At 38.7% G+C, this 26425-nt stretch carries 24 protein-coding genes; 15 read left to right on the top strand and 9 right to left on the bottom strand.

What is annotated here, in order from left to right; all coding sequences use genetic code 11:
* Positions 1 to 10 precede the first annotated feature (10 nt).
* The 7 genes from porM to BUF13_RS14465 all read right to left on the bottom strand — a co-directional run bounded on the left by porM (position 11) and on the right by BUF13_RS14465 (position 8443).
* Positions 11 to 1624 (bottom strand): type IX secretion system motor protein PorM/GldM, encoded by a 1614-nt coding sequence (porM, locus tag BUF13_RS14495; protein ID WP_073572551.1) that lies wholly within the window; start codon positions 1622 to 1624, stop codon positions 11 to 13.
* Positions 1625 to 1661: 37 nt separating this feature from the next.
* On the bottom strand, positions 1662 to 2456 hold the full coding sequence (porL, locus tag BUF13_RS14490; RefSeq protein WP_073572550.1) for a type IX secretion system motor protein PorL/GldL: 795 nt from the start codon (positions 2454 to 2456) through the stop codon (positions 1662 to 1664).
* Between the two features lie 51 nt (positions 2457 to 2507).
* On the bottom strand, positions 2508 to 3602 hold the full coding sequence (gene porK / locus BUF13_RS14485; RefSeq protein ID WP_073572549.1) for a T9SS ring complex lipoprotein PorK/GldK: 1095 nt from the start codon (positions 3600 to 3602) through the stop codon (positions 2508 to 2510).
* Between the two features lie 165 nt (positions 3603 to 3767).
* Entirely contained in the window at positions 3768 to 4748 is a 981-nt protein-coding gene (locus tag BUF13_RS14480) for a PorP/SprF family type IX secretion system membrane protein (RefSeq protein ID WP_073572548.1), read from the bottom strand.
* 78 nt (positions 4749 to 4826) lie between these two features.
* Positions 4827 to 5600: a uroporphyrinogen-III synthase gene (locus tag BUF13_RS14475; protein WP_073572547.1), complete on the bottom strand. Its 774-nt coding sequence runs from the start codon at positions 5598 to 5600 to the stop codon at positions 4827 to 4829.
* A 29-nt stretch (positions 5601 to 5629) separates the two neighbouring features.
* Positions 5630 to 6748, bottom strand: coding sequence for a DUF4271 domain-containing protein (locus BUF13_RS14470; RefSeq protein ID WP_073572546.1), 1119 nt, complete (start codon positions 6746 to 6748; stop codon positions 5630 to 5632).
* Between the two features lie 3 nt (positions 6749 to 6751).
* Positions 6752 to 8443 (bottom strand): BamA/TamA family outer membrane protein, encoded by a 1692-nt coding sequence (locus tag BUF13_RS14465; RefSeq protein ID WP_073572545.1) that lies wholly within the window; start codon positions 8441 to 8443, stop codon positions 6752 to 6754.
* Between the two features lie 47 nt (positions 8444 to 8490).
* On the opposite strand from BUF13_RS14465, the gene hemW reads away from it, so the two are divergent.
* From hemW to BUF13_RS14430, 7 genes are all read left to right on the top strand, one after another.
* Positions 8491 to 9612 (top strand): radical SAM family heme chaperone HemW, encoded by a 1122-nt coding sequence (gene hemW / locus BUF13_RS14460; protein ID WP_073572544.1) that lies wholly within the window; start codon positions 8491 to 8493, stop codon positions 9610 to 9612.
* Positions 9613 to 9618: 6 nt separating this feature from the next.
* Positions 9619 to 9927: a DciA family protein gene (locus tag BUF13_RS14455; RefSeq protein ID WP_073572543.1), complete on the top strand. Its 309-nt coding sequence runs from the start codon at positions 9619 to 9621 to the stop codon at positions 9925 to 9927.
* Positions 9928 to 10033: 106 nt separating this feature from the next.
* Positions 10034 to 12097: a SpoIIE family protein phosphatase gene (locus BUF13_RS14450; RefSeq protein ID WP_073572542.1), complete on the top strand. Its 2064-nt coding sequence runs from the start codon at positions 10034 to 10036 to the stop codon at positions 12095 to 12097.
* A 6-nt stretch (positions 12098 to 12103) separates the two neighbouring features.
* The gene (locus BUF13_RS14445) at positions 12104 to 12439 is read left to right on the top strand and encodes an STAS domain-containing protein (protein WP_073572541.1); all 336 of its coding nucleotides are present in this window, start codon (positions 12104 to 12106) and stop codon (positions 12437 to 12439) included.
* Between the two features lie 2 nt (positions 12440 to 12441).
* A complete protein-coding gene (locus tag BUF13_RS14440; protein WP_073572540.1) occupies positions 12442 to 12855 on the top strand; it encodes an ATP-binding protein in 414 nt (137 codons plus the stop codon).
* Positions 12856 to 12945: 90 nt separating this feature from the next.
* A complete protein-coding gene (locus BUF13_RS14435) occupies positions 12946 to 14934 on the top strand; it encodes a peptidylprolyl isomerase (protein WP_073572539.1) in 1989 nt (662 codons plus the stop codon).
* A gap of 34 nt (positions 14935 to 14968) precedes the next feature.
* A complete protein-coding gene (locus BUF13_RS14430; protein ID WP_073572852.1) occupies positions 14969 to 16333 on the top strand; it encodes a peptidylprolyl isomerase in 1365 nt (454 codons plus the stop codon).
* Between the two features lie 60 nt (positions 16334 to 16393).
* Here BUF13_RS14430 and BUF13_RS14425 read toward each other — a convergent pair whose 3' ends face one another.
* On the bottom strand, positions 16394 to 16711 hold the full coding sequence (locus BUF13_RS14425; RefSeq protein ID WP_073572538.1) for a Clp protease/crotonase-like domain-containing protein: 318 nt from the start codon (positions 16709 to 16711) through the stop codon (positions 16394 to 16396).
* A 71-nt stretch (positions 16712 to 16782) separates the two neighbouring features.
* Positions 16783 to 18579, bottom strand: coding sequence for an ABC transporter ATP-binding protein (locus BUF13_RS14420; RefSeq protein ID WP_073572537.1), 1797 nt, complete (start codon positions 18577 to 18579; stop codon positions 16783 to 16785).
* A gap of 147 nt (positions 18580 to 18726) precedes the next feature.
* Between BUF13_RS14420 and BUF13_RS14415 the strand changes: the two genes are divergently transcribed.
* The 8 genes from BUF13_RS14415 to BUF13_RS14380 all read left to right on the top strand — a co-directional run bounded on the left by BUF13_RS14415 (position 18727) and on the right by BUF13_RS14380 (position 26398).
* Positions 18727 to 19827: a Glu/Leu/Phe/Val dehydrogenase dimerization domain-containing protein gene (locus BUF13_RS14415; protein WP_073572536.1), complete on the top strand. Its 1101-nt coding sequence runs from the start codon at positions 18727 to 18729 to the stop codon at positions 19825 to 19827.
* A gap of 117 nt (positions 19828 to 19944) precedes the next feature.
* Positions 19945 to 21129 (top strand): transcription antitermination factor NusB, encoded by a 1185-nt coding sequence (gene nusB, locus BUF13_RS14410; protein ID WP_073572535.1) that lies wholly within the window; start codon positions 19945 to 19947, stop codon positions 21127 to 21129.
* A 7-nt stretch (positions 21130 to 21136) separates the two neighbouring features.
* The gene (locus BUF13_RS14405) at positions 21137 to 21436 is read left to right on the top strand and encodes a YtxH domain-containing protein (RefSeq protein ID WP_073572534.1); all 300 of its coding nucleotides are present in this window, start codon (positions 21137 to 21139) and stop codon (positions 21434 to 21436) included.
* A 1-nt stretch (position 21437) separates the two neighbouring features.
* A complete protein-coding gene (locus BUF13_RS14400; RefSeq protein ID WP_073572533.1) occupies positions 21438 to 21980 on the top strand; it encodes a DUF1573 domain-containing protein in 543 nt (180 codons plus the stop codon).
* A gap of 3 nt (positions 21981 to 21983) precedes the next feature.
* Positions 21984 to 22295 (top strand): preprotein translocase subunit YajC, encoded by a 312-nt coding sequence (gene yajC, locus BUF13_RS14395; protein WP_073572532.1) that lies wholly within the window; start codon positions 21984 to 21986, stop codon positions 22293 to 22295.
* A gap of 9 nt (positions 22296 to 22304) precedes the next feature.
* Positions 22305 to 23270, top strand: coding sequence for a YbbR-like domain-containing protein (locus BUF13_RS14390; protein ID WP_073572531.1), 966 nt, complete (start codon positions 22305 to 22307; stop codon positions 23268 to 23270).
* Positions 23263 to 23856, top strand: coding sequence for a dephospho-CoA kinase (gene coaE / locus BUF13_RS14385; RefSeq protein ID WP_073572530.1), 594 nt, complete (start codon positions 23263 to 23265; stop codon positions 23854 to 23856). The genes BUF13_RS14390 and coaE overlap by 8 nt, the downstream gene beginning before the upstream one ends.
* A 94-nt stretch (positions 23857 to 23950) precedes the next feature.
* A complete protein-coding gene (locus tag BUF13_RS14380) occupies positions 23951 to 26398 on the top strand; it encodes a glycoside hydrolase family 95 protein (RefSeq protein ID WP_083586469.1) in 2448 nt (815 codons plus the stop codon).
* Positions 26399 to 26425 lie beyond the last annotated feature (27 nt).

Below are 26425 nucleotides of genomic sequence, written 5' to 3'. Positions count from 1 at the left end.
TATCGAAGGATTATTTAACTCCGATACGAATGATTTGATTCAAGCTTGAAGGAATTTTATTTCCTCTGAAGTTTGTTCTGGTTACTTGATTTACCACAACTACGATATCATCACCAGGTCTAGCACTTTCTAGTAACTGACGCATAGCCAAACTGTTCCCATTTGAAATTTGGATAGTTTGTCTTGGAACATCATTTCTCAACAATCTTACTTCACCACCAGTAACTTCGAAGTTTGCATCTTTTGCCATTGTTCTACCGAACGTAGGTTCAGGAATTGCTTGTACTTTCAAACCTGTCAAAGAACCAATAGCCTGAGATTGACTCAAATCTACAGCAGAGCCATTTGACATTGCAGGTACAATTGATGGAGCTGGAACTGGTTTAATATCAAACGCAACATCGTCAATTTTATTACCTCCGGAACTAACTCCGATAGTTACTTTACCAGAAGCTCCTGGGATAATTGTTACTTGACCTGGCTTATTTCCTTTAATCGATTGTCCATTGCTCACTGCAAACTCAGGTGCATAAGTATTTCCCAATGCAGGAACTTCAATCAATAATTCGTTAGCACAATCTGCATACAACTGCTGAACAACTTCAGATGAAACTTTCACAACTGGTTGAGCAACGTAGTATTCATATTCTACTGGAAGAACTTGGTCTTCACCGCCAATATTGGTTACAATTTCACCTTTCAATACTCTTCTTGCCAATCCTTTATCATCGTATTCAGAGGCAGGAGTAGCAGTAAATTCAATCTGTCCAAATCCTTTTTCATCAACAGTAACAGATCTACCATCCAAAGTCATAGTCGGTGCTGCAGATGATGATGAAGATGCAATGAACATGGTACCTTCAAACTTGGTACCTGCAGCCACAATATTAGAAACTGCTGAAATTTTTGCTTCTGTAATATCAGCTTTGAAATAGAATGAACCAATGGTACTTGCTACAGCATTCAAAGCTTCACTTTCAATATTCAATACTTCGTTTTGGTATTGAGAAAATTGAGTCATTACAGCTCCTACAGGAGACTTAACAAATGTCAAGGCAACGAAATTCTTACTTCTTGCTTCTCTATCATTTGCGAAAATTTCCATTTCGGAAGCATCCAGTGCAATAGGTGCAAACTTTCTGTCTGATATTCCTACGCTAGTTAAAATTTCCTCAATTTTAGTAGGGTATGCATTCAAAGTTTCCTTCAACTGCTCTCCCATACCGTTATTTACAAACATATTACCAGCAACCTCTGTATTCTTCAAAGCTGAATTGACGAAGTTACCTTCATCATTTTTAGCATTGGATTGTGCAATCAATTGCTGTTTCATATCCTCTAGATATGAAAATATCTCCTTAGTAGCTTCTCTGATTTGCTCAGCAGCATCTACTTTAGGTACGTCTTTCTCATTATTCCCCTGCTGCTCTACATTATATGCAATAGAACTTACAGTGGATTCGTTTTTCTGGATGAAATTTCGGGAAGTTCTCTCCAATCCGTCATTAATCAAGACGAATTTTTGGAGAATCTGATTACTTACCTGCAATGCCAGCAATGCTGTCAAAACCAGGTACATCATCCCGATCATCCGCTGTCTAGGTGTCTCTTTAGCTCCTGCCATTTGCTTTTATCTAATGGTTTTTGTGTTTAGGAAAGAATTAACCTTTCATAGCGGATAGCATTCCACCATAGATTTTGTTCAAAGAACTTACATTACTATTCAATTTAGCAAGCTCATTTTTGAAAGCTTCAGTTTCTTTACCTGCTTCGGTAAGACCTTCCATTGCAGCAGTCATATTAGAATAAAACTTATTCAATGTCTTAACATGACTATTAGCATCTTGCAATTCCATTTCATAAACCGCATTCAATGCAGAAAGATTTTTGGTTACAGATACTACTTGAGTATGGTATTCTTTAGCATCCTGAGAAGCGGAAGACATTTCAGTCAATGCAGCTGCAGTTTTGCCATAAGAAGCGTTCATATCCACTAAGGTCTTTGCAGCTGTTTTCACGTTAGTTGCATATTCATTTGTAGCTACAGCGGCATCTGATAGATTACCCATTTTTTCTGCTGATGTAGCTAGATTCTGCATTCCTTTACCAAGGCTTTCGATCAACTCAGGGCCAACCTTTGCATTGGCAAGCATTTCATCCAATTTTTGTGAAACTTGATCACCACCAGCTACGGCAGCAACTCTCGCCTTCTTTGGAGCTGGAGCATCGCCAGCAAGTTCAGGATAAACTTTACTCCAATCCACCTCATCTGGACGTGGCTCAAAGGCTGAAAGGAAGAAAATCAAAGCTTCTGTTGAAAGCCCGATACCGATCATCCAGTTTGCACCTTGCCAATCGAGGATTTTAAACATCGCACCTAGGATAACGACTGCAGCTCCAATACCGTAGATTTTAGGCATGATGCTGGAATAAAAGAAGTTGCTTTTGCTAGCCATCTGTAAATTTAGTATTAAGGTTTTTGGTTTTTAAAGTGTAGGTTATTGTAATTATCTTCTTCGTCTTTTACTAGACTTCACATCCATTGAACCGGATCTTCCGATAAAGGTCATTACTGTTCTGAATCCAATATGAGCCTGAGCTACATCTTGATATTCATAAGTTCTTGTGGAAGTCTCCAGATAGTGAGCGATATCTTTCCAGCTACCACCTCTAATCACTTTTCTAGGCTCCGTTTCTACGTCATATACTGGGTTCAAATCCCAGGTAGCTGTCCTTGATGTCGCTGCATAAGCATCTAAAACCCACTCAGCAACATTTCCTGACATATTATACAATCCAAAGCCATTTGGAGCAAACACATCGACAGGAGCAGTATATGCAAACCCATCATCAATGTAATTACCTCTTCCAGGCTTAAAGTTAGCCATCAAACAGCCTCGCTTATTTTTCAAATATGGACCACCCCAAGGATATTTGGCAACGTCTTTTCCACCTTTGGCAGCATATTCCCATTCAGCTTCAGAAGGAAGCCTGAAACTTGGCATATCAAAATCATATTCATCATTCGCGTTCATATGATATGTTCTCCATTCGCAGTATTGCTTAGCTTGATCCCAAGTGATACCAACTACCGGATAATTATCAAAGGCTGGATGATCAAAATAAAACTCCATCATTGGATCACCATAGTGATAAGCAAAACTTGTAGACCAAACAGTAGTATCTGGTCTAAGCTCATCATAATTAAATTGCGGTTCTTCCTTGAGTGTAGTAGGAGTCCCTGTTGTTAGAGTCCCTTCTTTGACAGCTACCAAAAATTGTCTGTACTTATTATTGGACACCTCATATTTGTCCATAAAAAATTCAGATATGGTAATTTGTTTATTCATTGAAGATTGGGTGAAAGCAATATCCTCATCGGATTGCCCCATCCAGAAAGTTCCCGCCTTAACCGGAACCATGTCATAAGGTAGGTTTTGCTGCCAAGCAGATCTTTTAGGAACACCGGTAACTTCACCCCTTCGATTTAACTTTTCACTTGCCGACCCTTTCTTATTGAAAAGCCCGCAACCTGGGAGGATTGTCGCTATTGCCAACCCCAAAACTATGGGCGTCAAGCGAAGATTAAAATTCTTATACATAAATGACGTTTTTTATATCATCAAATGAATATCCAAAATACAATATGGTCTGAATGCGAAATTTAGCTGAATTTTCAACATTTATGCAAATAACCTGCCAATTTTAAAATCAAATAAATGTTATGTTTTCAACTGGTTTACAGCAAAACACACTTCATTTTTCAATTAAAATCTAAACCTCGGAGTACGTTGAATTACCCTTTGGACCTCTTTACTAACATCTACTAACCTATATCTCAACATCAATTCGTGGCTGGTTGGAGACTTGGCTTCCAATCCACTTACCACCAAATCGAAGGAATACCCTAAAACTAATGAGTTGTCTCTAAGCAAGGAATATCCCAAAATTAAAGAAACAGATTCATCTCCTCGAAACGCAACCCCTCCACTAATTTTATTCTGATGAGTAGCAATAACGCTCACATCGTATGAAAAATTATTTAAAGACACTGATTTTAAGAGAAAACTTGGCTCAATTCTTAATTGACCTATAGGCCTAAACCTATACCCAAACATTAAATAGGAATGATTTAAAAGTGGATTTGAAATCCCTCCGTCTCCAAAATCAAATTCCGGTTGATTGATATGTCGGGAACTCAAACCTACGTAATAATCTCCTCGGTCCAAAAGAACTCCTGCCCCAAAATTCAAATTCATGGAACTTTCAGTTCCAGCACTAGGCAAATTTGGCTCAGGATTTACAACTATTAGCTCTCCGTAATCAAGTGAGCTGGAAAACATCCCAACATACCCCCCAAAGCTTAGAGTTGTTCTATTAATCTTTTTATGATAAGCCCCTTGAAGATTTATCTCTAAATTCCCAGTAGCACCAATCTGATCGTTGACAATTGTTAAGCCATAACCGATATTTTTATCATCCAAACTACCCTGAGCGGTAATCAACTGGGTAGTGGGAGCTCCGCCAGCTCCAGTTGATGTCGAATAATTAGCCCATTGGGAGCGATGTAATGCCGAAAACCTGAACCCTCCCTCTTTTCCAGCAAACGCTGGATTATAATACATGCCATTATACATGTATTGAGTAAACTGGGCATCTTGTTGGGCATAGCCGGAAGTAGTCACCATGAAAAAGCAAAACACTACTGCCAAGCTAAAAATGCACTTCCATTGACTACTTTGAATCATTTAGATATGTGGTTTTGTCAGACGAAAAGACTATTGTAATGATTATAACTGAAAAACCACAGATTTTGATTCTAAGAATTACAAATTATTGGCCTTTTTGATGTAAAGCTCCAAGGCCCCTGTCATACTAGGAGCGTTTGGAAGTGGAGCTTCGATGTCCAAAATCAATCCCAAGTCTCTTACTTCACTTGCCGTGGTAGGTCCAAATGCAGCAATTCTCGTCGCACCTTGTTCAAAATCAGGAAAGTTTACCTTTAGAGATTTTAATCCTGAGGGACTAAAGAATGCTAATATATCATACTTAACATCAGACAGATCTGACAGGTCATCCGCTACAGTATGGTAAATAATTGCTTCAGTAAAATCAATTCCGTTCTTTTCCATATAGTCTGGGATATCATTCTTTCTAATATCAGAACATGGGAAAAGATATTTCTCGTTTTTATGCTTTTTGAAGTAATCAAATAGATCCTGTGCAGTCTTTTGACCTACGAATAATTTTCTTTTTCTGATTACTATATATTTCTGAAGGTAATGTGCAGTTTGATCTGAAATACAGAAATATTTCATATCTGCAGGCATTTCTAACTTAAACTCCTTACAGATATTGAAGAAATGATCTATTGCATTTCTACTTGTAAAAATCACAGCAGTATGCTTTAATATATCAATCTTCTGCTTCCTAAATTCCTTAGGTGGCACTGGCTCAACTTTGATAAATTGCCTAAAGTCTACTTTAAGATTATACTTTTCAGCTAGCTGGAAATAGGGGGAATTTACATTGTGAGGTTTAGGTTGGGAGACAAGAATACTTTTTACTGGTTTTAGCCGATCCTTGGTAGCTGCACTCATACTTGTATGTTCCTTTAAAATTTAAAATACTATTGACCTAATACCATGACCCATTTAGCTAGGATCAGAAAAGGCACCAATTCTGCGATGCAAAGGTAAGTAAATAAATGATATTTCTTAAATGACAACTTATTCATCATCATAAGAAATAATACTCCTATCCCTCCCAAATACATCCAGAAAAATCCGCGAAATGCTAATTCTAGTACATTTTCAAGTTGAAAAAATGAATTCATCAGAAACATAAACGCGATAGCCAAGAATATCATGCTTCCCCAAATTATCAATCTCAACAAATAGAAAAAATGAGGAAATTCAACTTTCCCCAAGTCGAACATGTAAGCAAAGATTCGAATCCCTAGAAATTTAAAAATTGTCAAAATCAACAAACCAAAAGCACCTGCTAGCCAGAATATTAAGAGATATTTAAATCCTTCAGGCAAAAATCTCAAAAGTAAATCTGAGCGAAAAATGACAAACCCAATAGTAGCAACTAAAGAAGTCATCAGATTTACCAAAAAGACGAATGAAAGTATGTCCATTGAAAAAAACTTCTGCAAACTCCCAATCTCAGAAAAATCATCATCGCTTAGTAAACCTCTGGGTCTAGACAATCCGCGAAATATATAGGGATAGGCCTGCTTATATAATGCAATAAGTATTAGAATAATTAATGAAGCTACAACAAAAAAATCCCTTAAATCCCCTCTTTTATCCTGTCTGATCTTTAGACCACCAGTCGAATCCTGATTCTCAATGGAAACATTTTTTGGGTCTAGTATTTTTTTGAATTTGACATCTTGAGTACCAATCCCCTCCTTGTAAAGCGTCAGATTTACTCTATCCACTTTCAATTCTTGTTTTATGCCATCTACCTGTCTAGCCCAAACTGTATCTTGCTGTGCATAAAACCATAGTTTTTCTCCAGCAAACACCACAGTCTCTCCTGGAATCTCCAAATACAGATATGAAAGCGGAAATGAGGTCAGATCCACAGCTTGACTGATTCTATCCGATGAACCAAACCAACTTTCCCTTTCACCTATAACCCATTTATCGCTATAATCCTCCAAAACTTGAGCATTAAGCTCTGCTTGAGATAGAAAAAAGGAGAAATATAAAATTGAGAGAAGGATCTTTTTGATCATTTCTTAGAATCGTGCTAGATATCCAAAGTGGATTTTTGACTGTGAAAATGTAAGCGGTTGCTGAGATGATTTTCCGACTCCATATATAAATCTGAAAACTCCTGAGCCCGTCTCAAAGTTTAGGCCAGCCCCGAATGAAAAAGGCCTTTCCTTTGAATTTGCAAAGTAAGGGTTTTCCAGAATGCCTCCGTCCAAAAAGACTAAGAGAAATGAGTTTTCACCAAAAAATAATCGTTGCTCCACATTGAGATAGGCATACGAACTAGCGTAAAAGAAATTTTCATTGAAACCACGAATACTTTTCAGCCCTCCTATTCGAAACAAATCATTGAGTAATAAATTTTCATTTTGCACCCAACCACCTGCACCCCCTAAAAACATCCCCCAATTTGGTTTAAAAAAAACATGCTTTTCCCAATTGAGATGAAGTAAATATTGAGGAGTATTCATATCCAAACCTGTATAAACATCCTCTGGCAATCCGGTATTTTCCAAAATTCGCTTATTCCCAGCTGAAGCTTTTACACCTAGCTTAAATCCCCTCCTCGGAGCAATCACATCATCCAGTAAATCCCATTCGGCAGAAATACCATACTCACTCCATCGGTAATCAGCGACTTCAGGAAGTTCTTCGACATCACGATAGCCAAAAGTTGCCAAAAGATCACTGGCAACTCGATTGGCTAAGAAGTTCAAGTAAAAATTAGGAGAAACTCGATATCCAAAAATCACCCCCAAATCTCTTCTCAAAAAGGTGCTGTCTTGCTTTAAAAGGCTAAAATTACCACCAACATCCAAAGGAGAATTAAAAATAAATGCCTCCTTGGCATTGATCGCTAAACTTTGGGTTAATTCATTGAATCGTTGCCAACTGACTTGAACATCCCGTCCTTTTCCACCTAAATGATAAAGCTGCAAGTCCAATTGTCCGGTCACCAACAGTTTCCCAGGTTCATTTTCGTTCGGCAAAAAACCAATAATCCCATCAATCACATTGGCATTCCTTTCTAAAAGTTGAAAAGTTGGTTGTGCCTTTTGAAACTGAAAAGTCAAAGCTGGATATCCAGAAGATTTAAAATAAGGAGATCTGTCAATCACCTTAACCGCCTCTCTCAATTGTTTCTCTGAAAAAGGGGTTCCGGGAATAATCCTTACCAAATTTTGAAGATATTTTTCAGAAGTCTTATTCTGCTTGTTCACTTTTACACTATCCCAAGTGATCAAAGGGCCATAGTCATAGTTTAGTGAAGCCTCTATTCCACCTCCTGTTCTACTAATACTATCTAATTGGACAGATGCAAATGGATACCCATCATTTTCTGAATCTTGGAGAATCTGATCAATCAAAAAACCCACCTCTACAAATGTTTTCTCTCCCCAATTGATATTTTTGACCAGATTAGTAGGCAAGTTTCCAGAGCTCAAATTCACTTTCTCAATCGCAGGTCCTAGATCAATAGAAATCCAAAGTGAATCGGTATTTCTTTTTTCTTCTTTTGAAAAAGCAGCAAGATAACCCTCTCTTTTATAATGATTGACTATTGAATCAAGTCCCAAGCCCCTACTTTCCATACTTGAAAAGCTCTTCCACTTTCTATTTTCCTCACCAACTTTCCAGCCCAACCAACCCTCTTGGGCCAAGGCTTGTCCGCATAAAAAGGTGAAGAGAAAAAGGAGGAAATAAAGTTGCCTCATGAAGGAGGGGAATGGATTAATTATATTCGCAAAATAATAGAATTCATTTGGCTGGTATCTACGTTCATATTCCATTTTGCAAGCAGGCTTGTCATTACTGTGATTTTCATTTTAGTACCAATGTCTCTCAATTGGAGGAAATGATGAAGATGATAGCCAAAGAAGCTATACTTCGAAAAGAGTATCTTGGGAAAGAAACAATAGAAACCATCTATTTTGGAGGAGGAACTCCTTCCCTGCCCGATCCTAAATGGATCGATTTCTTACTCAATGAGTTTTCTAAAATATATTCTTTAGATCTTAAAGAGGTAACTCTGGAGGCAAATCCTGACGACCTGAATGCCGAAAACCTTCACTCTTGGAAAGAAATAGGCATTGACAGGTTGAGCCTAGGGATTCAAAGTTTTGATGATCGAATCCTTCAATTTTACAATCGAGCTCATAATTCTAAAGAATCTTTAGAGGCCATTGGAAAAGCACGAGATGCTGGTTTTTTCAAATTCAGTATGGATTTAATCTATGGCTTTCCTTGGGAGAACCATGACATTTGGAAGAAAGACCTTGAATTGGTTTTTGCTCAGAATCCTGGTCATATTTCCTGCTATGCCTTGACCGTCGAGCCAAAAACTGCTTTAGGGGTCTGGGAGAAAAAAGGAAAATTCTCTCCTGCCAATGAAGATTTTGTAGCAGAGCAATTTGAAATTTTGCAAGAAGAGGCGGAAAAGTACGGATACGATCAATATGAAATATCCAATTTTTCTATTCCTGGAAAAGAAGCTTTTCACAATACCAACTACTGGAAATCTATTCCTTATTTGGGTTTAGGACCAGGAGCTCATTCTTTTGATGGTAAACAGAGAGGTTCAAATATTCGAAATAATATAAAATACATCCAGTCCCTCCAGAGTGACCATATCTCTTTTGAAAAAGAAGATATCGAAGAATCCGACATCCTTAATGAATATATTCTCACCAGTCTGAGAACCAGATGGGGGATAGATTTGAATTACCTAAACCGAAGATTCGGAAAGGATTTGAAACAAGAGAAAAGGAACCAGCTCGATCAATTCGATCAAGCAGGATGGCTACTATGGGGAGAGAATACCTTATCTTTGAGCAAAAGCGGTAAACTCCTTGCAGACAGTATTGCTTCCGCTTTATTCTATTGAAAAAGTATGACTTACAATCCAAATAACCGAAAAAAAGAAGCCGCTCCACTTGAAGATGCAGTCAAAGAATTATTGAAAGTGTATCGATTGGAAGGGAAATTTCAGGAGAAAAGCCTGATTCATGATTGGAGTGAGTTAGTCGGAAAAACTATTGCCTCCAGAACAGAATCTGTATTTATCCGAGACAAAAAGCTTTTTGTCAAATTAAGCTCTGGGCCGATCAAAAGAGAAATTCAAATGAATAAAAGTAAAATCTTGGCTTTGATTGATTCCCGATTTGGTGAAGGAATGATTGAAGACTTGGTCTGCCTTTAAATATTTAGTAGATAAGCTTTTATAATTTTTTAACATTCCTATAGTTAGCTATTCTATGGAGTGATTAATTTTTCGGATCCCTTTAACTAATATTGGGGAGGCATTCATGATCAAACTACCAGCCATACATATCGGGAAGCTTAGCTTTTTGCTCGCCATTTTGGTATGGTTAGCCTTGCTATTTGTGGACATGGTCCGCCTTTTTGGTGTCATCAATGATCTCAATTCAGGAATTATCCCGGAATTCACCTGGATTTTGGAGATTTTATTCTTCCTGACAGTTTACGGTTTTTACAACTACAACATCAACAAGAGCACAAAAAACGACTTTATCAATGTCATTTGGAGAGCTGCCTCCACAGGCCTTGCTGCTTCTGTGGTTGTGATGCTCTTTCAGCTTTTTTATAGACTGATGGGAGATTCCAAGTTGGGTCAGGACCCATTTCTGATGAATTTCTTCTACCATGTTTATTTCGCCATGGCGACCATATTCTTGGTATCTGGAGCGATTCTTTGGAAAAACCTCATCCTATATCAGAAAACAAAAAGAGTGGTCAAGCAATGGCAAACCTTTGAGTTTGCGCTGCTCTTGGCCATGTTTTTTATTTTCTTCAATAAAAACACTTTAGACTATAGCTTTATTTTCGGATTGGTGATTTTAGTGGGTTTGGGAATATTACTTTCTGCTAATCTAAAATGGATCCCCTATTTGACTTTCAAGGAAAAATGGAAATCTCTGCTTTTCCTATTCATTATCATTTTAAGTACGACTTTTCTCTTTTTACAAAGCAATGGATTCAGTAATTCCCAGCAGAACTACCCAATAAATCTCCTGGATAATTTATTCCTGATTTCCTTGTTTATTTTCATTTTCATCTATGCCCTTTTCAGCTTCTTGGTTACCCTCTTCAATTTACCTACCTCGTCGGTTTTTGAGCAGAAATTAACAGAAGCGATCAATTTTCAAAGACTGAGTCAATCGATTCAGCCAGAAGAAAATGAAGAGCAAGTTTTGGACATTTTGATGGATTCTTGCATGAGTGCTGCCTATGCAGATGCTGCTTGGCTGGAGATGAGCAAAAGTGAAAGCAGTGAAGAGGTAATTCAGGAAAGATGGATTGATGCTGATACTCGACATGAAGTATCGCATTTGATAGAAAAAACAAAAACAGCGGTTGACTGGGCGACTGAAACCAAGCCCGACAACCTAACACCTCTTCCTTTGAGAATTGACCATCCAAAGTTTGAGTCAATTTTACTCATTCCATTAATTGTAAATAAGTCTGTAATTGGTCGCTTGATTCTCTGCAAGGAAGTCCGTGATGGTTTCAACAAGGAAATGGTCAATATCATCAGCACATTTGCCCGACAAGCAAGCATTGCTGTAGAAAACCATAGACTACTCAATCAGGCAATTCAAAACGAACGGTATCTGGAGGAATTGAAAATTGCCCAGAGGGTCCAAAAAGCCCTTCTTCCTGTAAAACTGGATCATAATGACTCCTTTGAGATTTGTGCCTATTCTAATGCTGCCGATGAAGTAGGGGGTGATTATTATGACACTTTTCAGCTGGATGAGCACCGTTTTGTACTCATTATTGGTGATGTTTCCGGAAAGGGAACTTCTGCGGCATTTCATATGTCTCAGATGAAGGGAATTTTCCAGAGCTTGATTCAGCTCAATCTTGGCGCCTCGGAATTCATGATTCGTGCGAACGCAGCATTGAGTCGCTGCTTAGAAAGAAATCATTTCATCACAGCTTCGATATTTATTTTAGACACAGCATCTAACAGCTTTTTGCATTCAAGAGCAGGACACGTTCCCACTCTTTTGTTGCATAAAGCAACTGGGAAAGCTGAATATTTAGAAGTGGATGGACTTGGACTGGGAATTCTAAGAAACCAGCAATATGAAAAACACGTTGAAGAAAAGGTCTTTAGCTATCAGAGTGGAGATATCTTAGTCATGTTTACGGATGGGATCGTCGAAGCAAAAAACCATAAATCACAACAATTCGGTTTTGAACGTATTCGATCCTTAGTGGAAGTCCATCAAGAGTTGACACCCAAAGAAATTCAGATAAAAATCATCGATTCAGTTCATGATTTCGTAGGTGGTGATGGTTTGATCGACGATGACTATTCTCTCGTGGTAGTGAAATTCAATTAAAAATTTATGCTCTCAATATCAATACTAGAAGAAAGCCCACATCATATTATCCAGGTTAAAGGAGAAATTGATGCAAGTAACTCAGTTCAGTTAGATGAATCCATTCGCAGTCTTGCAGAAAAAGGAGCCCAATCCATTTTGGTGGACGGTTCCGAATTGGAATATATTTCTTCCGCTGGCCTTGGAGTATTTATGTCCTATTTGGAAGAATTTCAGGAAAAAGGAATCCAGCTGAAAATCTTCTCCCTATCACCAAAGGTATTTGAGGTCTTTCGAATCCTCGGGTTAGATCAATTGATCAGCATATTATCCACCAAAGAAGAAGCAATACAGGAGAGCTAAAAATGGAACACAAAATCCAGATAGCTTGTCGGACTACGGCACTTTCCGAGTTGAGAAACTTTCTCAATCAAACACTCCTGCCCTCAAGGTTGAATGAAAACGAACTCAATCAAGTTACCTTGGCGGTCGAGGAAGTGTGTGCCAATTTGATTATACATTCTCATCAGTGCAATGAAAAAGATCACATCCTTTTGGCTGTGCGTCAAGAAAGTGATCGTCTGACATTCGAAATTACAGATAAAGGAAAAGCATTCAATCTATTGGATTATGAAGTACCTGATTTGAAAAAAGTCATTTCAGAAAAAAGAAAAGGTGGTCTAGGCATCATTTTGGTAAAGAAAATCATGGATGAAATTCAGTTTGAAAGCCATCGAGGAATGAATACCTGTCGCCTGATCAAGCTCTTTCGATCCTAATTCTTGTTAAAACCTTTATCAAACAGGCATTTCCCTTGAAATCCTGATAATTTTGTAACATTGCATCTTGAAATTTCAGCCTTCTGATTCATGACTCTACGAATGGTTTCGGCCTTCCTTATTTTATTTACGATCATTTGCCCTCAAGCTTGGGACACTTATGCCCAAGCACAAGATGCTACACTAATGACAGTGGGTGGCAAAGATGTGTCCAGTGATGAGTTTATTTATCTCTTGGGAAAGGGGAACTCAACTGGAACTGCTTCTTCAGGCGTTAGTCGAGAGGAGTTCGATGAAAACTTAGATCTTTTTATCAATTACAAATTAAAAGTAAGAGAAGCCGAGGCACTTGGTTTAGACGAATCTCAGGAATTCAAATTGGAGTTTGACTCGTTCAAAGAAAGCTTAAAAGCTCCATTTTTGATCAAAAACACTATAGAGGATGGAGAATTAAGAAAAGCCTATTCTAGAATGCAAGAGGTTGTTAGAGCTAGTCACATTTTATTTCAATTTCCTCCAAATGCCAGCGCTGACGATAGTTTGATCGTCTTAAAAATGGCACTTAAGGTGAAGCAAGAAATACAAAACGGGGGCGACATCAATGCATTAGCGCTAGAATATTCCGAAGATCCTTCCGCCAAAGTCAACAAAGGTGATTTAGGTTATTTTACAGCTCTTCAAATGGTTCAGCCTTTCGAGGACGCTGCTTTTAATTTGCAAGCGGGACAAGTATCCGACCCAGTTTTAACCAGTTTTGGTTACCATATAATCAGGGTTCAGGACAGACAGCCTAACCCAGGCCAAGTTCAAGTGTCCCATATTCTGGTACGAGTTGATGAAAACAACCCCAACTCTGAAGATCAGGCAAGAAGGAAGATTTCGGACATTTATACTGAAATTCAAAAACCAACAACCATTTGGGAGGACATTGTCAAAAATTATTCAGAGGATCCTGCCACTAGCCAAAAAGGAGGTTTGCTTCCTTGGTTTAGCGTAGGAAACATGATTCCAGAATTTGAAATGGCCGCTTTCTCTTTAACTGAAATTGGAGAAGTTTCCCCACCAGTAAAAACAAGGTATGGTTACCATATCCTTAGATTGGAAGAAAAGAAGCCAATAGATTCATTTGAAGACATGGAAGACATGATCCGGTCTCGAATCTTAAAGGATTCAAGATCTACCATGATTCAAGCACAGGTTTTAGCAATACAGAAAGCCAGATATGGTTTTGAAGAAAATGAGGCAATTGTTGATCAACTACGATCAAACCTAAACACAAAGCCAAAAAGCAGTTTTCTTGGCGAAATTGATAGACTTGGTTTAGAAGATGCTGTTCTATTCACATTGCAAGGAAAATCTTACACCTCCAAAGATCTCCTGACATACTTGGCCGATAGTGAAGTAGTTCCAAGAGCTAGAGGAGGAACGTTCGATATTTGGTACGATCGTTACAGTGGATCTCTTCTTGCCGAGGCAGAAGAAAAAGACCTTGAAGCTAATAACAAGGAGTATAGCATGCTATTGAAAGAATATCATGATGGCATCCTACTTTTCTCTTTGATGAATGAGGAGGTTTGGCAAAAAGGCCTTTTGGATTCTCTTGGGCAGAAAAGCTTTTTTGAGCAAAATATAGCCAATTATCAATGGAAAGATAGAGTTAACTCACTTGTGGTGCAGGTTCTTGATTCTTCAAAAAAAGATCAAGCGGTTGCTTTCCTGAAAGATAAGTCATACTCCCCAGCATTAGTTGAGGAGTTTGAAGCGAGCTTCCAAGTTCCCAACCCATTGGCATTTAAATTCAACGCAGGTTTGTTAGAAATTGCTGAAAACGCAGCTCTGGCAAAAGCCGATTTAAACCAAAAATATCAAGAGCTTACTGTTGATGGACAAACTTATCTAATTGTATTAGGTGAAAAAGTCGCAGCTGGCCCTAAAGACTTCGATGAAACTAGAGGTCCGGTAATCAGAGACTATCAAGAATATTTAGATCAGCAATTGATTGCCAATCTAAAGCAGAAATATCCAGTTAAGGTCAACAACAGCGCTAAGGAAGAAGCTTTTGTTGCTATCAATCAATGAAATTAATTACCGGAATATTCCGGATTTATACCCAATGAATAAATTAAACCTACTCGCAGCCGCATTTCTAAGCCTATTGGTCTTCCACCAAAGCAACGCTCAGGAAAACCCTGTATCTGGTCAAGTATTGGACAAAATTGTCGCAAAAGTCGATAACAATATTTTACTGGAATCAGATGTACAGCAGACTTTCTTGGAAGCCATTGCTCAAACCCAACAGGGAATGACTCCGCCAACCAGATGTGAGATTTTTGAAACACTGATCATCAACAAATTGATGGTTGCCAAAGCTGAGATAGATTCGGTAATAGTTACTGATCCGGAAGTAATGCTTCAGACAGAAAACCGCTTCAATATGGTATTGCAGCAGTTTGGAGGTAACGAAGACATGATCCTACAGATGTATGGAAAAACTGCAGATCAGTTGAAGGCCGAAATGGAAGATTTGATCAGGGAGCAAATGGTCGTTGAGAGAATGAGAGGTAAAATCACAGAAGGATTGACTGTCTCTCCTGCGGAAGTGAAAAGTTTCTTTGAAAGTATCCCGACCGATTCCCTACCTTTCTTTTCTGCAGAGGTAACAGTTGGTCAGATTGTAAGAAAACCAGAAGTAAATGCTCAAACTAAAGAGCAAATCTATAATCAATTGAAGCAATTCAAAGCTGATATTGAGGCAGGTAAAGCAGACTTTGCAGAATTAGCTACTCAATATTCTGAAGATCCAGGTTCTGCTGCCAATGGAGGAGATTTAGGATTTTCCGCCAGAGGACAAATGGTACCGGAATATGAAGGTGCCGCTTTGGGATTGAGACAAGGTGAAATTTCTGACCCTGTAGAATCTCAGTTTGGTTTTCATATGATCCAATTGTTGGAAATCAAAAACAACACATACAATACTCGTCATATTTTGATTATCCCTAAGGCTAATGAAGATGACATCCTGAAGACTGAACGCTATTTGGATAGTTTGAAAAATGAAATTCAAGCTGGTACAATAGAATTTGCGAAAGCTGCTAAAGAATATTCTGACGATAGAAACACTTCTGATAATGGTGGCTTCTTCACAGATCCAGGTACTAGCTCCAATAGATTGACACTAAGAACGCTTGAAGATCCAGTTTTGTATTTTACTTTGGATAGTATGGAGGTAGGAACCATCTCCAAGCCAATGAGATTTGAAGACCCTAGAGAAGGAACCAAAGTTAGAATTCTATTCTACAAGGCTAAATATCCTGCTCATCGCGCCAATATGAGTGATGACTATGAGAAGATGAAAGCAGCTACTCTTCGAAGAAAAGAGGACGATATTTTAAGTACATGGTTTGTCACCGCCAAAGAGGACGTCTTTATTGACATCGATCCTTCTTATGATAGGTGCAATGCTCTCCAAGAAAAATAAATGAAAGAAGCCCCGAAAATTCGGGGCTTCTTTTCTATTGGTGTATGAATAATTCTCCTATTACTTTTTGCCGAAAAGCGCCTTGAACGCTAGACCAATTTGCTTCAACCCTTCTTTGAATAGACCTTTGGACTCTTGGAATTTTGGTTCAAATTCATCCTTCTTCTCTTTAAATTCCTTTTCCAACATCTCTTTTCCCTTTTTCAGCTCCTCTTCAAGAGTCGTCTTGTTGGATTTAAGGTCCTCGATTTTCTTTTCGATTTCCTCTTTTACATCGGCACCTGCATCAGCGCCCTTTTTGATTAATTCCTCGATTTTATCTCCTATTTCTTGAAGAGTCTCCTCGATATCACTGATTCCTTTTTTACTTGTGGTCATAGCTAAAAATCTGATTTTGATTGAATTATCAAGTTAAAGAAATAAAAAATTAGAAATCAATAGCTTACCGATTAAAGATCGTTGTCCACAGACTCACCGGCTTGAGTTTGCTTTTCATAAAGCTCAGCATACACACCCTTTTGACTCATGAGAGATTCATGATTTCCGCGCTCAATAATCTTCCCATCATCCAATACAATGATCTGATCAGCGAGTTTAGCAGAAGATACCCTATGAGAAATAATCACAGACGTCCTATCCTTCATGATCTTCTTCAAAGCTTCCAGGATAACATTTTCTGTCTTCGTATCCACTGCAGAAAGACAATCATCCAAAATCAGAATCTTAGGTTCCTTAGCAATTGCTCTAGCAATAGAAACTCGCTGCTTTTGTCCTCCAGAAAGCGTAATTCCCCTCTCACCTAGCATGGTTTCAAAGCCCTTAGGAAAATCAACAATATTTTGGTAGACATCTGCATCTTTTGCAGCCTGATGAATGATAGTTTGATCAGGTCGATCCAAACCAAAAGCGATATTATTTCCAATGGTATCTGAAAACAAGAACACATCTTGGGGAACATATCCGATGTTTTTTCTCAAATGGGAAATATTATAGGACTCAATATTCTTTCCATCAATCCTGATCTCTCCATTTTTAGGATCATACATCCTCATCAGCAAATTGGCAATGGTAGATTTTCCAGATCCAGTAGTTCCGATGATTCCCAATGTTTGACCTGCTTTGATTTCAAAACTCACATCATCCAGAGCTTTGATACCAGAATCAGGATAAACAAAAGTCAAATCCTTTACTTTAATACCTCCATCAATCGAAGTTTTAATATTCTCGGTACTGATGATATCATTTTTCTCATCCAAAAATTCATTGATCCTAGTCTGAGAAGCAGCTGCTCTTTGCACGATACTCGTTACCCATCCCAAGGAAGTCACAGGCCACGTAAGCATATTCACATAAAGAATAAACTCCGCTATTACTCCGTACCCTATCTCTCCATTGATTACCTGAATTCCCCCCACATAAACGGTGATAATGGTAGAGATCCCTACCAAGGCCATGATCAGTGGAAAGAATAAAGCATTCACTCGGGTCAAGCGAATAGACTTTTCTTTGTAATCTTCGCTGGCATCGGCAAAGTCCCTGACACTGTCATTTTCTCTGACAAATGCTTTTAGAACGCGAATCCCTGAAAATGCTTCCTGTACGAATGTGCTCAATCCGGAAAGACTTCTCTGGATTTTTTCTGATCGTTCATTGATCAGATTGTTTACAAAGTAAATACTGATGGATAAAACTGGAAGAGGCAACAAGGCATATAGAGTCAATTCAGGATTGACCATGACCATGTAACTAATCACCAATGGAAATAGAATCAGTAGATTCAATCCATACATGATAGCTGGACCCAAATACATTCTAACCCTACTAACATCTTCTGTGATGCGCGCCATCAAATCCCCAGTACTATTTTTTCTATAAAAGCTTAAAGGAAGACTTTGATACTTTTCATAAATCTCGTTTTTGATGTCATATTCGACTCTTCGAGACATGATGATGATTGTCTGGCGAATTAGAAAAAGGAAAAAACCCCTTAAAAGAGCCATTACCAAAATCAAAACACCAAAGACCAAGACATATTTTAAGAAATTATCTCGGGCTAAATCACCCATTCCTCCTTGCTCCAAAGGCTTAAAAATGGAAAAACTCTCTACCACATAATCTATGGCAAGCCTTACCAGTTGAGCTGGAATTATTACGAAAATGTTTGAGATTACCGTAAAAAGTATTCCCAACAGCAACAATCCCTTGTACTTGTACAAATATTTATTGAGTCTCCAGAGCGGCTTCACCAAATAAAAACTTTAAAATCGAGGAAATAGATTGATTATTCTAGGTATATTAATCCTTTGTAGGCCAATAAAAGTATTTAATTTTGTACCGGCCTTTTTATTAAAGGAGCAACCCAAATATAACACATTCTAAAAAGCGAAGTTCACATGTTAGAGATTAAAGCTTCAGAAACCGTGAAAGAAGGATCCATATTTGGTCAGATCACCCAGATGGACCATGAGCAATTAGTAATTTGCCATGACGAGGCGACCGGCCTCAAAGCACTGATCGGAATTCATAACACTACTTTAGGTCCTGCCCTAGGCGGAACCCGCATGTGGCCTTATGCAACCGAAGAGGAGGCTATCACCGATGTCCTAAGACTATCCAGAGGAATGACATTCAAGAATGCATTAGCCGGATTGAACCTTGGAGGTGGTAAAGCGGTAATCATCGGTAATCCTAAATTGAAAAATGAGGCTTTCCTAAGAAGGTTCGGCCGATTTGTACAAAGTTTGGGAGGAAGATATGTGACCGCAGAAGATGTCAACATGAAGACATCTGATATGGAATATATTGGAATGGAAACCAAACATGTAACTGGCCTACCAGAAATCAAAGGTGGTGGTGGAGATCCTTCTCCAGTAACTGCTTTTGGTACTTACATGGGTATGAAAGCCGCAGCAAATAAAGCTTTCGGATCAGATTCTTTGGAAGGAAAGAAAATCTGTGTTCAAGGTGTTGGGCAAGTTGGTCAATACCTAATCAAGCATTTGGTAAAAGAAGGAGCTGAAGTGATGATCACTGACATCTTTGAAGACAAACTTAAGTCTGTGGCTAAAGAAACTGGAGCCGTAGCCATCGATCCAAACGTCATTTATGATTTGGATATGGATATCTATGCTCCATGTGCTCTGGGTGCTACAATCAATGATGAAACAATTGATCGCTTAAAGTGTGCAGTCATCGCTGGTGGTGCAAATAACCAATTGAAAGACGAAGCCAAGCACGGTCAAATCCTATTGGAAAAAGGAATCATCTATGCTCCAGACTTCTTAATCAATGCTGGTGGCGTAATTAATGTAGGCGCTGAATACTTTGGCGGATACAACAGAGACATCGTTTACAAGCAAACAGAGAAGATTTATGACACTTGCTTGAGCATTTTGAATAAATCTGAAAAAGAGCAAATCCCTGCTCAACAGGCTGCTATTGCAGCTGCTAAAGAAAGAATTGAGGCGATCGGAAGAGTCAAACTTCCTTTCTAAACTTAGTCATAACAAATCCTTAAACCACCAGAGGCTAATTCTGGTGGTTTTTTTGTCCATATCCGGGTGGGAGAAGCCCATCCAAAATGTCTATATTTGCAGCTAGTTCTCAGACTTATGCTAAACAGAAGAATCCTCAGGGTCAAAGCTTTTCAAAACCTTTATGCCTATGAGCAGTGCAAGGGGTCCAATTTCAACCTTGCAAAAGATTTCATACGGGAATCATTTCTACCTGACCTCAACAGTATGGAGGTCCAGGATAAAGCCGCCCTCAACCGAGATGCTGACGCTACTATTCAATTATTTGAAAGAGGCGTAGACAGCAAAGACTTGATCAAAGACGCGGAGACCAATCCAAAAATCAAGAAAGTAGCATTGGAAGCTATTCAGCAGTTCCACAATGCCAACAAGAAAGACCAAGAGTTTTTGTTGAAGAACATGGTTGTCTCTGCCGAAAGAATCCCTCAACTTTACATCCTTCCTATTGAGCTGCTTCAGGCTTTCGCTCAACACGTCTCTAATGAATTTGAGAAAAAGAAGAAATTCCAAGGAGGTGGAGCAGTAGGATTCTTGAGTGATTTGAACTTGGCAAATAATCAGGTTCTTAAAAATCTAAGAGAATCTAATGCCTACCAAGCAGCTGTTGCCATCAACAATGTGGACTTGGAAGAAATCGAATTGGAGATCAAAGAATGGTTTAGAGATTATATCAAGCCATCTGAAGCTTATCAAGAGTATTTGAAAATCACAGATCCTACAATAGAGGATGATTTGAATGCTGCTGATGAGCTTTTGAAGAAGATTTTGTTCAAAAACGATGTGATTTTGAACTACTTCTCTGAAAAAGACCTTAATTGGACAGAGAACAAGTCGGTAGTTAGAAGCTTAGCTTCCAAAGTTTTAAAAAACGCTGCAAATTTAGGAGAAGAATCTGATGGTCAGCTTCCAGAGATTGCAATGAACTGGGATGAGGATAAGGAGTTTTTTCAAAATATCTTTAACTTCACCATCGAGAGTGATAAAGAGAATAAAGCTTTGATCGCTCAGAAAACCAAAAACTGGGATATTGACCGTTTGGCATTTACTGACAAAATCATCATTTCCATGGCGATTACAGAGATGCAGCGTTTTCCAAGTATTCCTGTAAAGGTAAGTATCAATGAGTATATTGATATTTCCAAAACTTATAGCACTCCAAAGAGTAAACAATTTGTCAATGGGCTGCTAGATGTGATGGCCAAGGAGTTAACCGACAGCGGAAAAATCCGTAAGAGTGGACGAGGACTTTTGGACAATAAATAAAAATACTATGAGCAAAAACAGCAATTCACTCCTTGCATTTGTAATCGGCGCCGGTGTTGGTGCAGCAATGGGTGTACTTTTCGCACCTGATAGCGGTTCAAACACCCGAGATAGACTTTCCTATAGACTATCAAAATATAAAAAAGAGCTTGAAGATCTAATCGAGGAGTTAGTCGAAGGAAAAGAATTACACTTGAATGAGGCAAAAACTGAAGGCAAGCGTGTCATCAGTGAGGCCAAAAATAAGGCAGAAAACCTGCTCAATGATGTAAACAAACTAATTGACCAAATAAACAAAGACAATTGATATGAAGGCGAAACTATTAAGTGTAGCTGCATTGACCCTAATGATCGCTTTAGGTTCTGCTTGTAGCCAAAAATCAGATCAAGATGCTAAAATCCAGGCTTTGGAAGATAAAATTGCTCAACTTGAGTCAAAAGGATCATCCATCACTCCTGTAAATGCACAAAGTACTGTTGCTGCTGATCCAAGCACTTTGGGTGGATTTGAGTTTTCAGAAATGGAATATGAATTCGGAACAATCAATGAAGGACAAGTTGTAGAACACGTGTTTAACTTCACAAATAACGGTGAAGCTCCATTGGTGATTTCCAACATCACTGCATCTTGCGGATGTACTAGCCCTGATTGGACTAAGACTCCAATCAATCCAGGAGAAGAAGGTTTTGTTAAAGTAGTTTTCAATTCTACTGCAAAATCTGGTGCTCAAGCTCCAACTGTAACTATTCAGGCAAACACAAACCCTACTGTAACCCGATTGAGAATGCGCGGAACTGTAACACCTAAAGTTGGTGGTGCCGCAAATCCAGTTGGTCCAGTAAAAAGATAATCAATGACAGCAATAATTTTGGCGCAGGCTTCGGCTGGTGGCGCAGGCATTATGGGCCAGGTTTTTCTATTCGGATCCATCATATTGATCATGTATTTCTTTATGATTCGTCCCCAGCAGAAAAAACAAAAGGAAACGAAGAAATTTATTGAAGAAATCAAAAAAGGAGACGACGTCGTAACTATTGGCGGTATCCATGGAAAAGTAAGCTCCGTAGAAGGAGATGCTGTTTTCTTGGAATTGGATAGAGGCTTCAAAGTAAAAGTTGAAAAGTCTGCTATCTCTCTGGATTTCTCAAAAAAACCAACCAAATAAGATTGAATTTTGCCGGAAATTAAAAAGTCCCCAACGGGGATTTCTCCCAAAAAACTCTCTAATCTAAAAGTGGTAGTCCTCTGTGTTGCAGCGGCTACCACTTTTTGGATTTTAAACGCCCTGAACAAGGACGACTATACTACTATTGTCGATTTTCCAGTAGAATTCGAATACAATCACGAAAACTACATGGCAGTAAAAGACCTTCCTAAAACCGTGGAAATAGAAATTTCCGGAAATGGTTGGGATCTTTTGAGGAAGTATTTCAACATCAACAATACACCTTATACCATAGAATTGGAAAACCCATCATCTCAGTCATATATGATGACAGCAGATTTAAAAAGAGGGCTTTCAGAATTTTTATCACCTACTCAGTTGGTTTCTATGGTTCAGGACTCCTTGGATTTCGAAATTGACAAAATCCAAACTATCCGACTAACCCCGGTTTTGGACTCATTGAGTTACACCTTGGGCAAAAATTATCGAATGATTGATAAACCTACATTCGATCCAAGCCAGATTACAGTTAAAGGTCCCTCCTCTCTACTTGAAGTATTGGAAGGCAAATACCCTGTCAAACTCAATGAAAGTAGAATTGAGCAAGATATGAGCAAAGAGGTGAACCTTGAAGTCTCAAAAGAATATGAAGGCCTACTTACCATTGAAGAGTCTTCAGTGGTGGTTACTTTGGATGTCGTGGGATTTTTTGAAGGAAACAAAAGGCTTAGGGTTAGAAAAGAGAATTTCCCGAAAAACATCAGTTTGGAAATAGAAAACCCTACCATCATGATGTATTACTTGGTAGATGAAAGAAAAACAGAAGAGTTGAAAGACATTGAATTTGAAGCTGTTCTTGATTTCTCTAAAAGAAACAAACAAGACTCTACTATTTCTGTTCAGATCAAACCTCTACCTGATTATCTGGACCAGGTAAGAGTAGAACCCTCTCTTTTAAATCTCAAGTATGAGTAGTCCAAAATTAGTTGGATTGACCGGGGGAATAGGCTCAGGAAAATCCACCGTTGCCAAAATTTTTGAAATCCTCCACATTCCAGTTTATTACGCAGATGACCGAGCCAAATGGCTCATGAATTTTGATCAAGAATTAAAATCAAAAATACAGGAAGCATTTGGTACTGATAGTTATGATTCGGAGGGAAATTTAAATCGAAGCTATCTAGCCTCCACAGTGTTTTCCGATACAGAAAAAGTAGCCAAGATCAACAGTCTCGTGCATCCAGCTGTGAGAAAAGACTTTGAAATCTGGGCTTCTCATCAAAATGCTCCCTATGTGCTAAAGGAAGCAGCATTGATTTTTGAAACTGGAGGAGAGAAGAAACTTGATGCTATCATCAATGTAAGCTCCCCTCTTAAAATTCGTATTTCTCGTGTTTTGATGAGAGATTCGCATAGATCATTAGATCAGGTAAATCATATCATTGATCAGCAAATGCCGGATGAGGAAAAAAATGAAAGGGCGGATTTCGTGATCAAAAACACAGATACAAAAATGCTTATCCCACAAGTTTTGGCCATTCACCAAAAACTCACACCATAGTTTTTTTCAAAATAATTGTACTTTTTTAATATTTCATCTTTTGAGTCGTTCATAGATTTGTATCTTGGACCTTATTATTTTAGTATCCAAACCCATGAAAAAACCTATATCTATCTCTTTTATAGCACATTTGCTGTTTTATTTTATACCGGTTCTCTTTGGATATTCCCAAGATCACACTATCTACTTTAAGACTCCTGCCAAAAATTTTACCGAATCTTTACCGATTGGAAATGGAAGTCTAGGAGCCATGATTTTTGGCAATCCAAACCGAGAAAGACTGATTTTGAATGAAAAGTCATTGTGGTCTGGAGGAATGCAGGATGCTGACAGGGAGGACGCCAATCAATACCTCGAACAAATCCAAAACTTACTTCTCGAAGGAAAAAATAAAGAGGCTCAGGATCTACTTCAAGCTAACTTTGTAAGCAAAGGGGTTGGTTCGGGAAATGCCAAAGGTGCCAAAGAGCATTATGGAGCCTATCAAACCTTGGGAGATCTATGGATTACCTGGAAAGACACACTCTCAGAAGTGAGGGAATATTCAAGGATATTAAACCTTGTGGAGGCAATTGCCACTGTGAATTGGGATAGAAACGGGAACAAAATTTCTCAGGAATTCTATTCCAGTATTCCAGACCAAGTGATGATTATTCGGGTGAGTTCCGAAAAATCAAATGGGCTGAATTTTTCACTAGGACTTGATCGAAAAGAAAATGCCAAAGTAACTATTGAGGAAGGGAACCGACTTCAAATGGTAGGTCAATTGCCAAATAAAGACCTTCCAGGGATGAAGTTTGCCAGTTTGGTTCAAGTAATACCATCCAACGGACAGTTATCCCAAATTGATAATCAAATTAAAATTTCTGAATCGTCGGAAGTCTTTATCATCATTGCTGCAGCTACTGATTACAGTCTCCAAAATCCTGCATCCAGAGATGGAAATCCACTTGAAAAAGTCAAATCTAGAATCAACTCATTCAGACTAGATGGAGCCAAAGAAAGACATTTGAAAGCTTTTCAGGCTTGGTACAATCGAAACTCTCTAAAAATGGATACTTCTAATCCCGTTGTACAATCCATGAGTACGCCGGAAAGACTGAAAAATTATTCTCAAGGTGGAAAAGATGCTCAGTTACCAGTCTTGTATTACAACTACGGAAAATATCTATTGATCTCATCCTCTCAACCTGGAGAACTTCCATCGAATCTTCAAGGAATCTGGGCGCAAGAATATCAAACTCCTTGGAATGGGGACTATCACATTGATATCAATGTACAAATGAATTATTGGTTGGCAGAGCCGATGGGGTATGGAGAACTGGCAGAGCCACTTCACAAATTCACCTATAATCTGATGGAAAACGGAGCAAAAACTGCAAAAGCGTACTATAATGCTCCAGGCTGGGTCGCTCATGTGATTTCCAATCCTTGGTTGTATACTTCCCCTGGAGAAGGAGCTAGCTGGGGATCAACTATGACTGGCGGTGCATGGCTGACTGAACATATATGGGAGCACTTCAGATATACCGGAGACACCCTTTTCCTAAAAGAATACTACCCGGTATTGAAAGGAGCATCTGAGTTCCTTGCCGCAGTCTTGATCAAAGAACCGAAGCATGGCTATTATGTCACCGCACCTTCCAATTCACCAGAGAACTCTTACCTGATGCCTGACGGATTTAGAGGCTTTACAGCAATGGGGCCAACAATCGATATGCAAATTGCGAGAGAATTGTTTGGAAACACCATTCAAGCAGCCGAAATCTTGGGAATCGACCAAGATCTCGTAAGAGATTTGAAAGAGAAAAGAAAGAATCTGGCTCCAAATTCAATTGGTGCAAAAGGAGATTTGAATGAATGGCTAGAAGACTGGGAAGATGCCGAACCACAACATCGACATGTTTCTCACCTTTATGGTCTACACCCCTATGATGAAATCACTCCATGGGATACTCCTGATTTAGCAGAGGCTGTTAAAAAAACGCTGGCTATAAGAGGAGACGATGGGACTGGATGGAGTAGAGCTTGGAAAATCAATTTCTGGGCAAGACTTGGTGATGGAGATCATGCTTTGGTTTTGCTAAAAAAACTACTGGATCCAGTCACAGATGATGGTGAAAAAATCGTGATGCAAAAAGGAGGAACCTATAGCAATCTTTTCTGTGCCCATCCCCCGTTTCAGATTGATGGAAACTTCGGAGGTACTGTAGGAATTATAGAAATGCTATTCCAAAGTCATGGAAATGAGGAAACCATTCGACTTCTGCCTGCTTTACCCAGTGATTCTGATTGGCAATCAGGAAGCATGAAAGGAATGCATGCCAGAGGAGGATTTGTGGTTGATTTTTCTTGGGAAAAAGGAAAAATAATGGAAGGCCAAATCACCTCAAACCTAGGCAAATCTTGCAGTTTCCTTGTACCAAGTGGTATGAAAATCAAAGATGCTCAAGGAAAAATAATTGCAGAAAATTCAGGTGACCAAGCAGATATTTTCTACTTCCCCACTCAGGCTGGAGGAACCTATCTCCTATCTAAATAAGGACTTGAAAGCAGAATTGAATAGATA

This window comes from Algoriphagus zhangzhouensis (assembly GCF_900148515.1).
GTDB classification, from domain to species: Bacteria; Bacteroidota; Bacteroidia; order Cytophagales; family Cyclobacteriaceae; genus Algoriphagus; species Algoriphagus zhangzhouensis.
The sequence above is the reverse complement of the archived record's forward strand: the minus strand, read 5'-3'. Positions and strand labels throughout refer to the sequence as shown.

Coding starts and splice junctions, on each gene's coding strand:
- porM (WP_073572551.1), bottom strand. CDS start 1,624: ATGGCAGGAGCTAAAGAGACACCTAGACAGCGGATGATCGGGATGATG.
- porL (WP_073572550.1), bottom strand. CDS start 2,456: ATGGCTAGCAAAAGCAACTTCTTTTATTCCAGCATCATGCCTAAAATC.
- porK (WP_073572549.1), bottom strand. CDS start 3,602: ATGTATAAGAATTTTAATCTTCGCTTGACGCCCATAGTTTTGGGGTTG.
- BUF13_RS14480 (WP_073572548.1), bottom strand. CDS start 4,748: ATGATTCAAAGTAGTCAATGGAAGTGCATTTTTAGCTTGGCAGTAGTG.
- BUF13_RS14475 (WP_073572547.1), bottom strand. CDS start 5,600: ATGAGTGCAGCTACCAAGGATCGGCTAAAACCAGTAAAAAGTATTCTT.
- BUF13_RS14470 (WP_073572546.1), bottom strand. CDS start 6,748: ATGATCAAAAAGATCCTTCTCTCAATTTTATATTTCTCCTTTTTTCTA.
- BUF13_RS14465 (WP_073572545.1), bottom strand. CDS start 8,443: ATGAGGCAACTTTATTTCCTCCTTTTTCTCTTCACCTTTTTATGCGGA.
- BUF13_RS14455 (WP_073572543.1), top strand. CDS start 9,619: ATGACTTACAATCCAAATAACCGAAAAAAAGAAGCCGCTCCACTTGAA.
- BUF13_RS14450 (WP_073572542.1), top strand. CDS start 10,034: ATGATCAAACTACCAGCCATACATATCGGGAAGCTTAGCTTTTTGCTC.
- BUF13_RS14445 (WP_073572541.1), top strand. CDS start 12,104: ATGCTCTCAATATCAATACTAGAAGAAAGCCCACATCATATTATCCAG.
- BUF13_RS14440 (WP_073572540.1), top strand. CDS start 12,442: ATGGAACACAAAATCCAGATAGCTTGTCGGACTACGGCACTTTCCGAG.
- BUF13_RS14435 (WP_073572539.1), top strand. CDS start 12,946: ATGACTCTACGAATGGTTTCGGCCTTCCTTATTTTATTTACGATCATT.
- BUF13_RS14430 (WP_073572852.1), top strand. CDS start 14,969: ATGAATAAATTAAACCTACTCGCAGCCGCATTTCTAAGCCTATTGGTC.
- BUF13_RS14425 (WP_073572538.1), bottom strand. CDS start 16,711: ATGACCACAAGTAAAAAAGGAATCAGTGATATCGAGGAGACTCTTCAA.
- BUF13_RS14415 (WP_073572536.1), top strand. CDS start 18,727: ATGTTAGAGATTAAAGCTTCAGAAACCGTGAAAGAAGGATCCATATTT.
- nusB (WP_073572535.1), top strand. CDS start 19,945: ATGCTAAACAGAAGAATCCTCAGGGTCAAAGCTTTTCAAAACCTTTAT.
- BUF13_RS14405 (WP_073572534.1), top strand. CDS start 21,137: ATGAGCAAAAACAGCAATTCACTCCTTGCATTTGTAATCGGCGCCGGT.
- BUF13_RS14400 (WP_073572533.1), top strand. CDS start 21,438: ATGAAGGCGAAACTATTAAGTGTAGCTGCATTGACCCTAATGATCGCT.
- yajC (WP_073572532.1), top strand. CDS start 21,984: ATGACAGCAATAATTTTGGCGCAGGCTTCGGCTGGTGGCGCAGGCATT.
- coaE (WP_073572530.1), top strand. CDS start 23,263: ATGAGTAGTCCAAAATTAGTTGGATTGACCGGGGGAATAGGCTCAGGA.
- BUF13_RS14380 (WP_083586469.1), top strand. CDS start 23,951: ATGAAAAAACCTATATCTATCTCTTTTATAGCACATTTGCTGTTTTAT.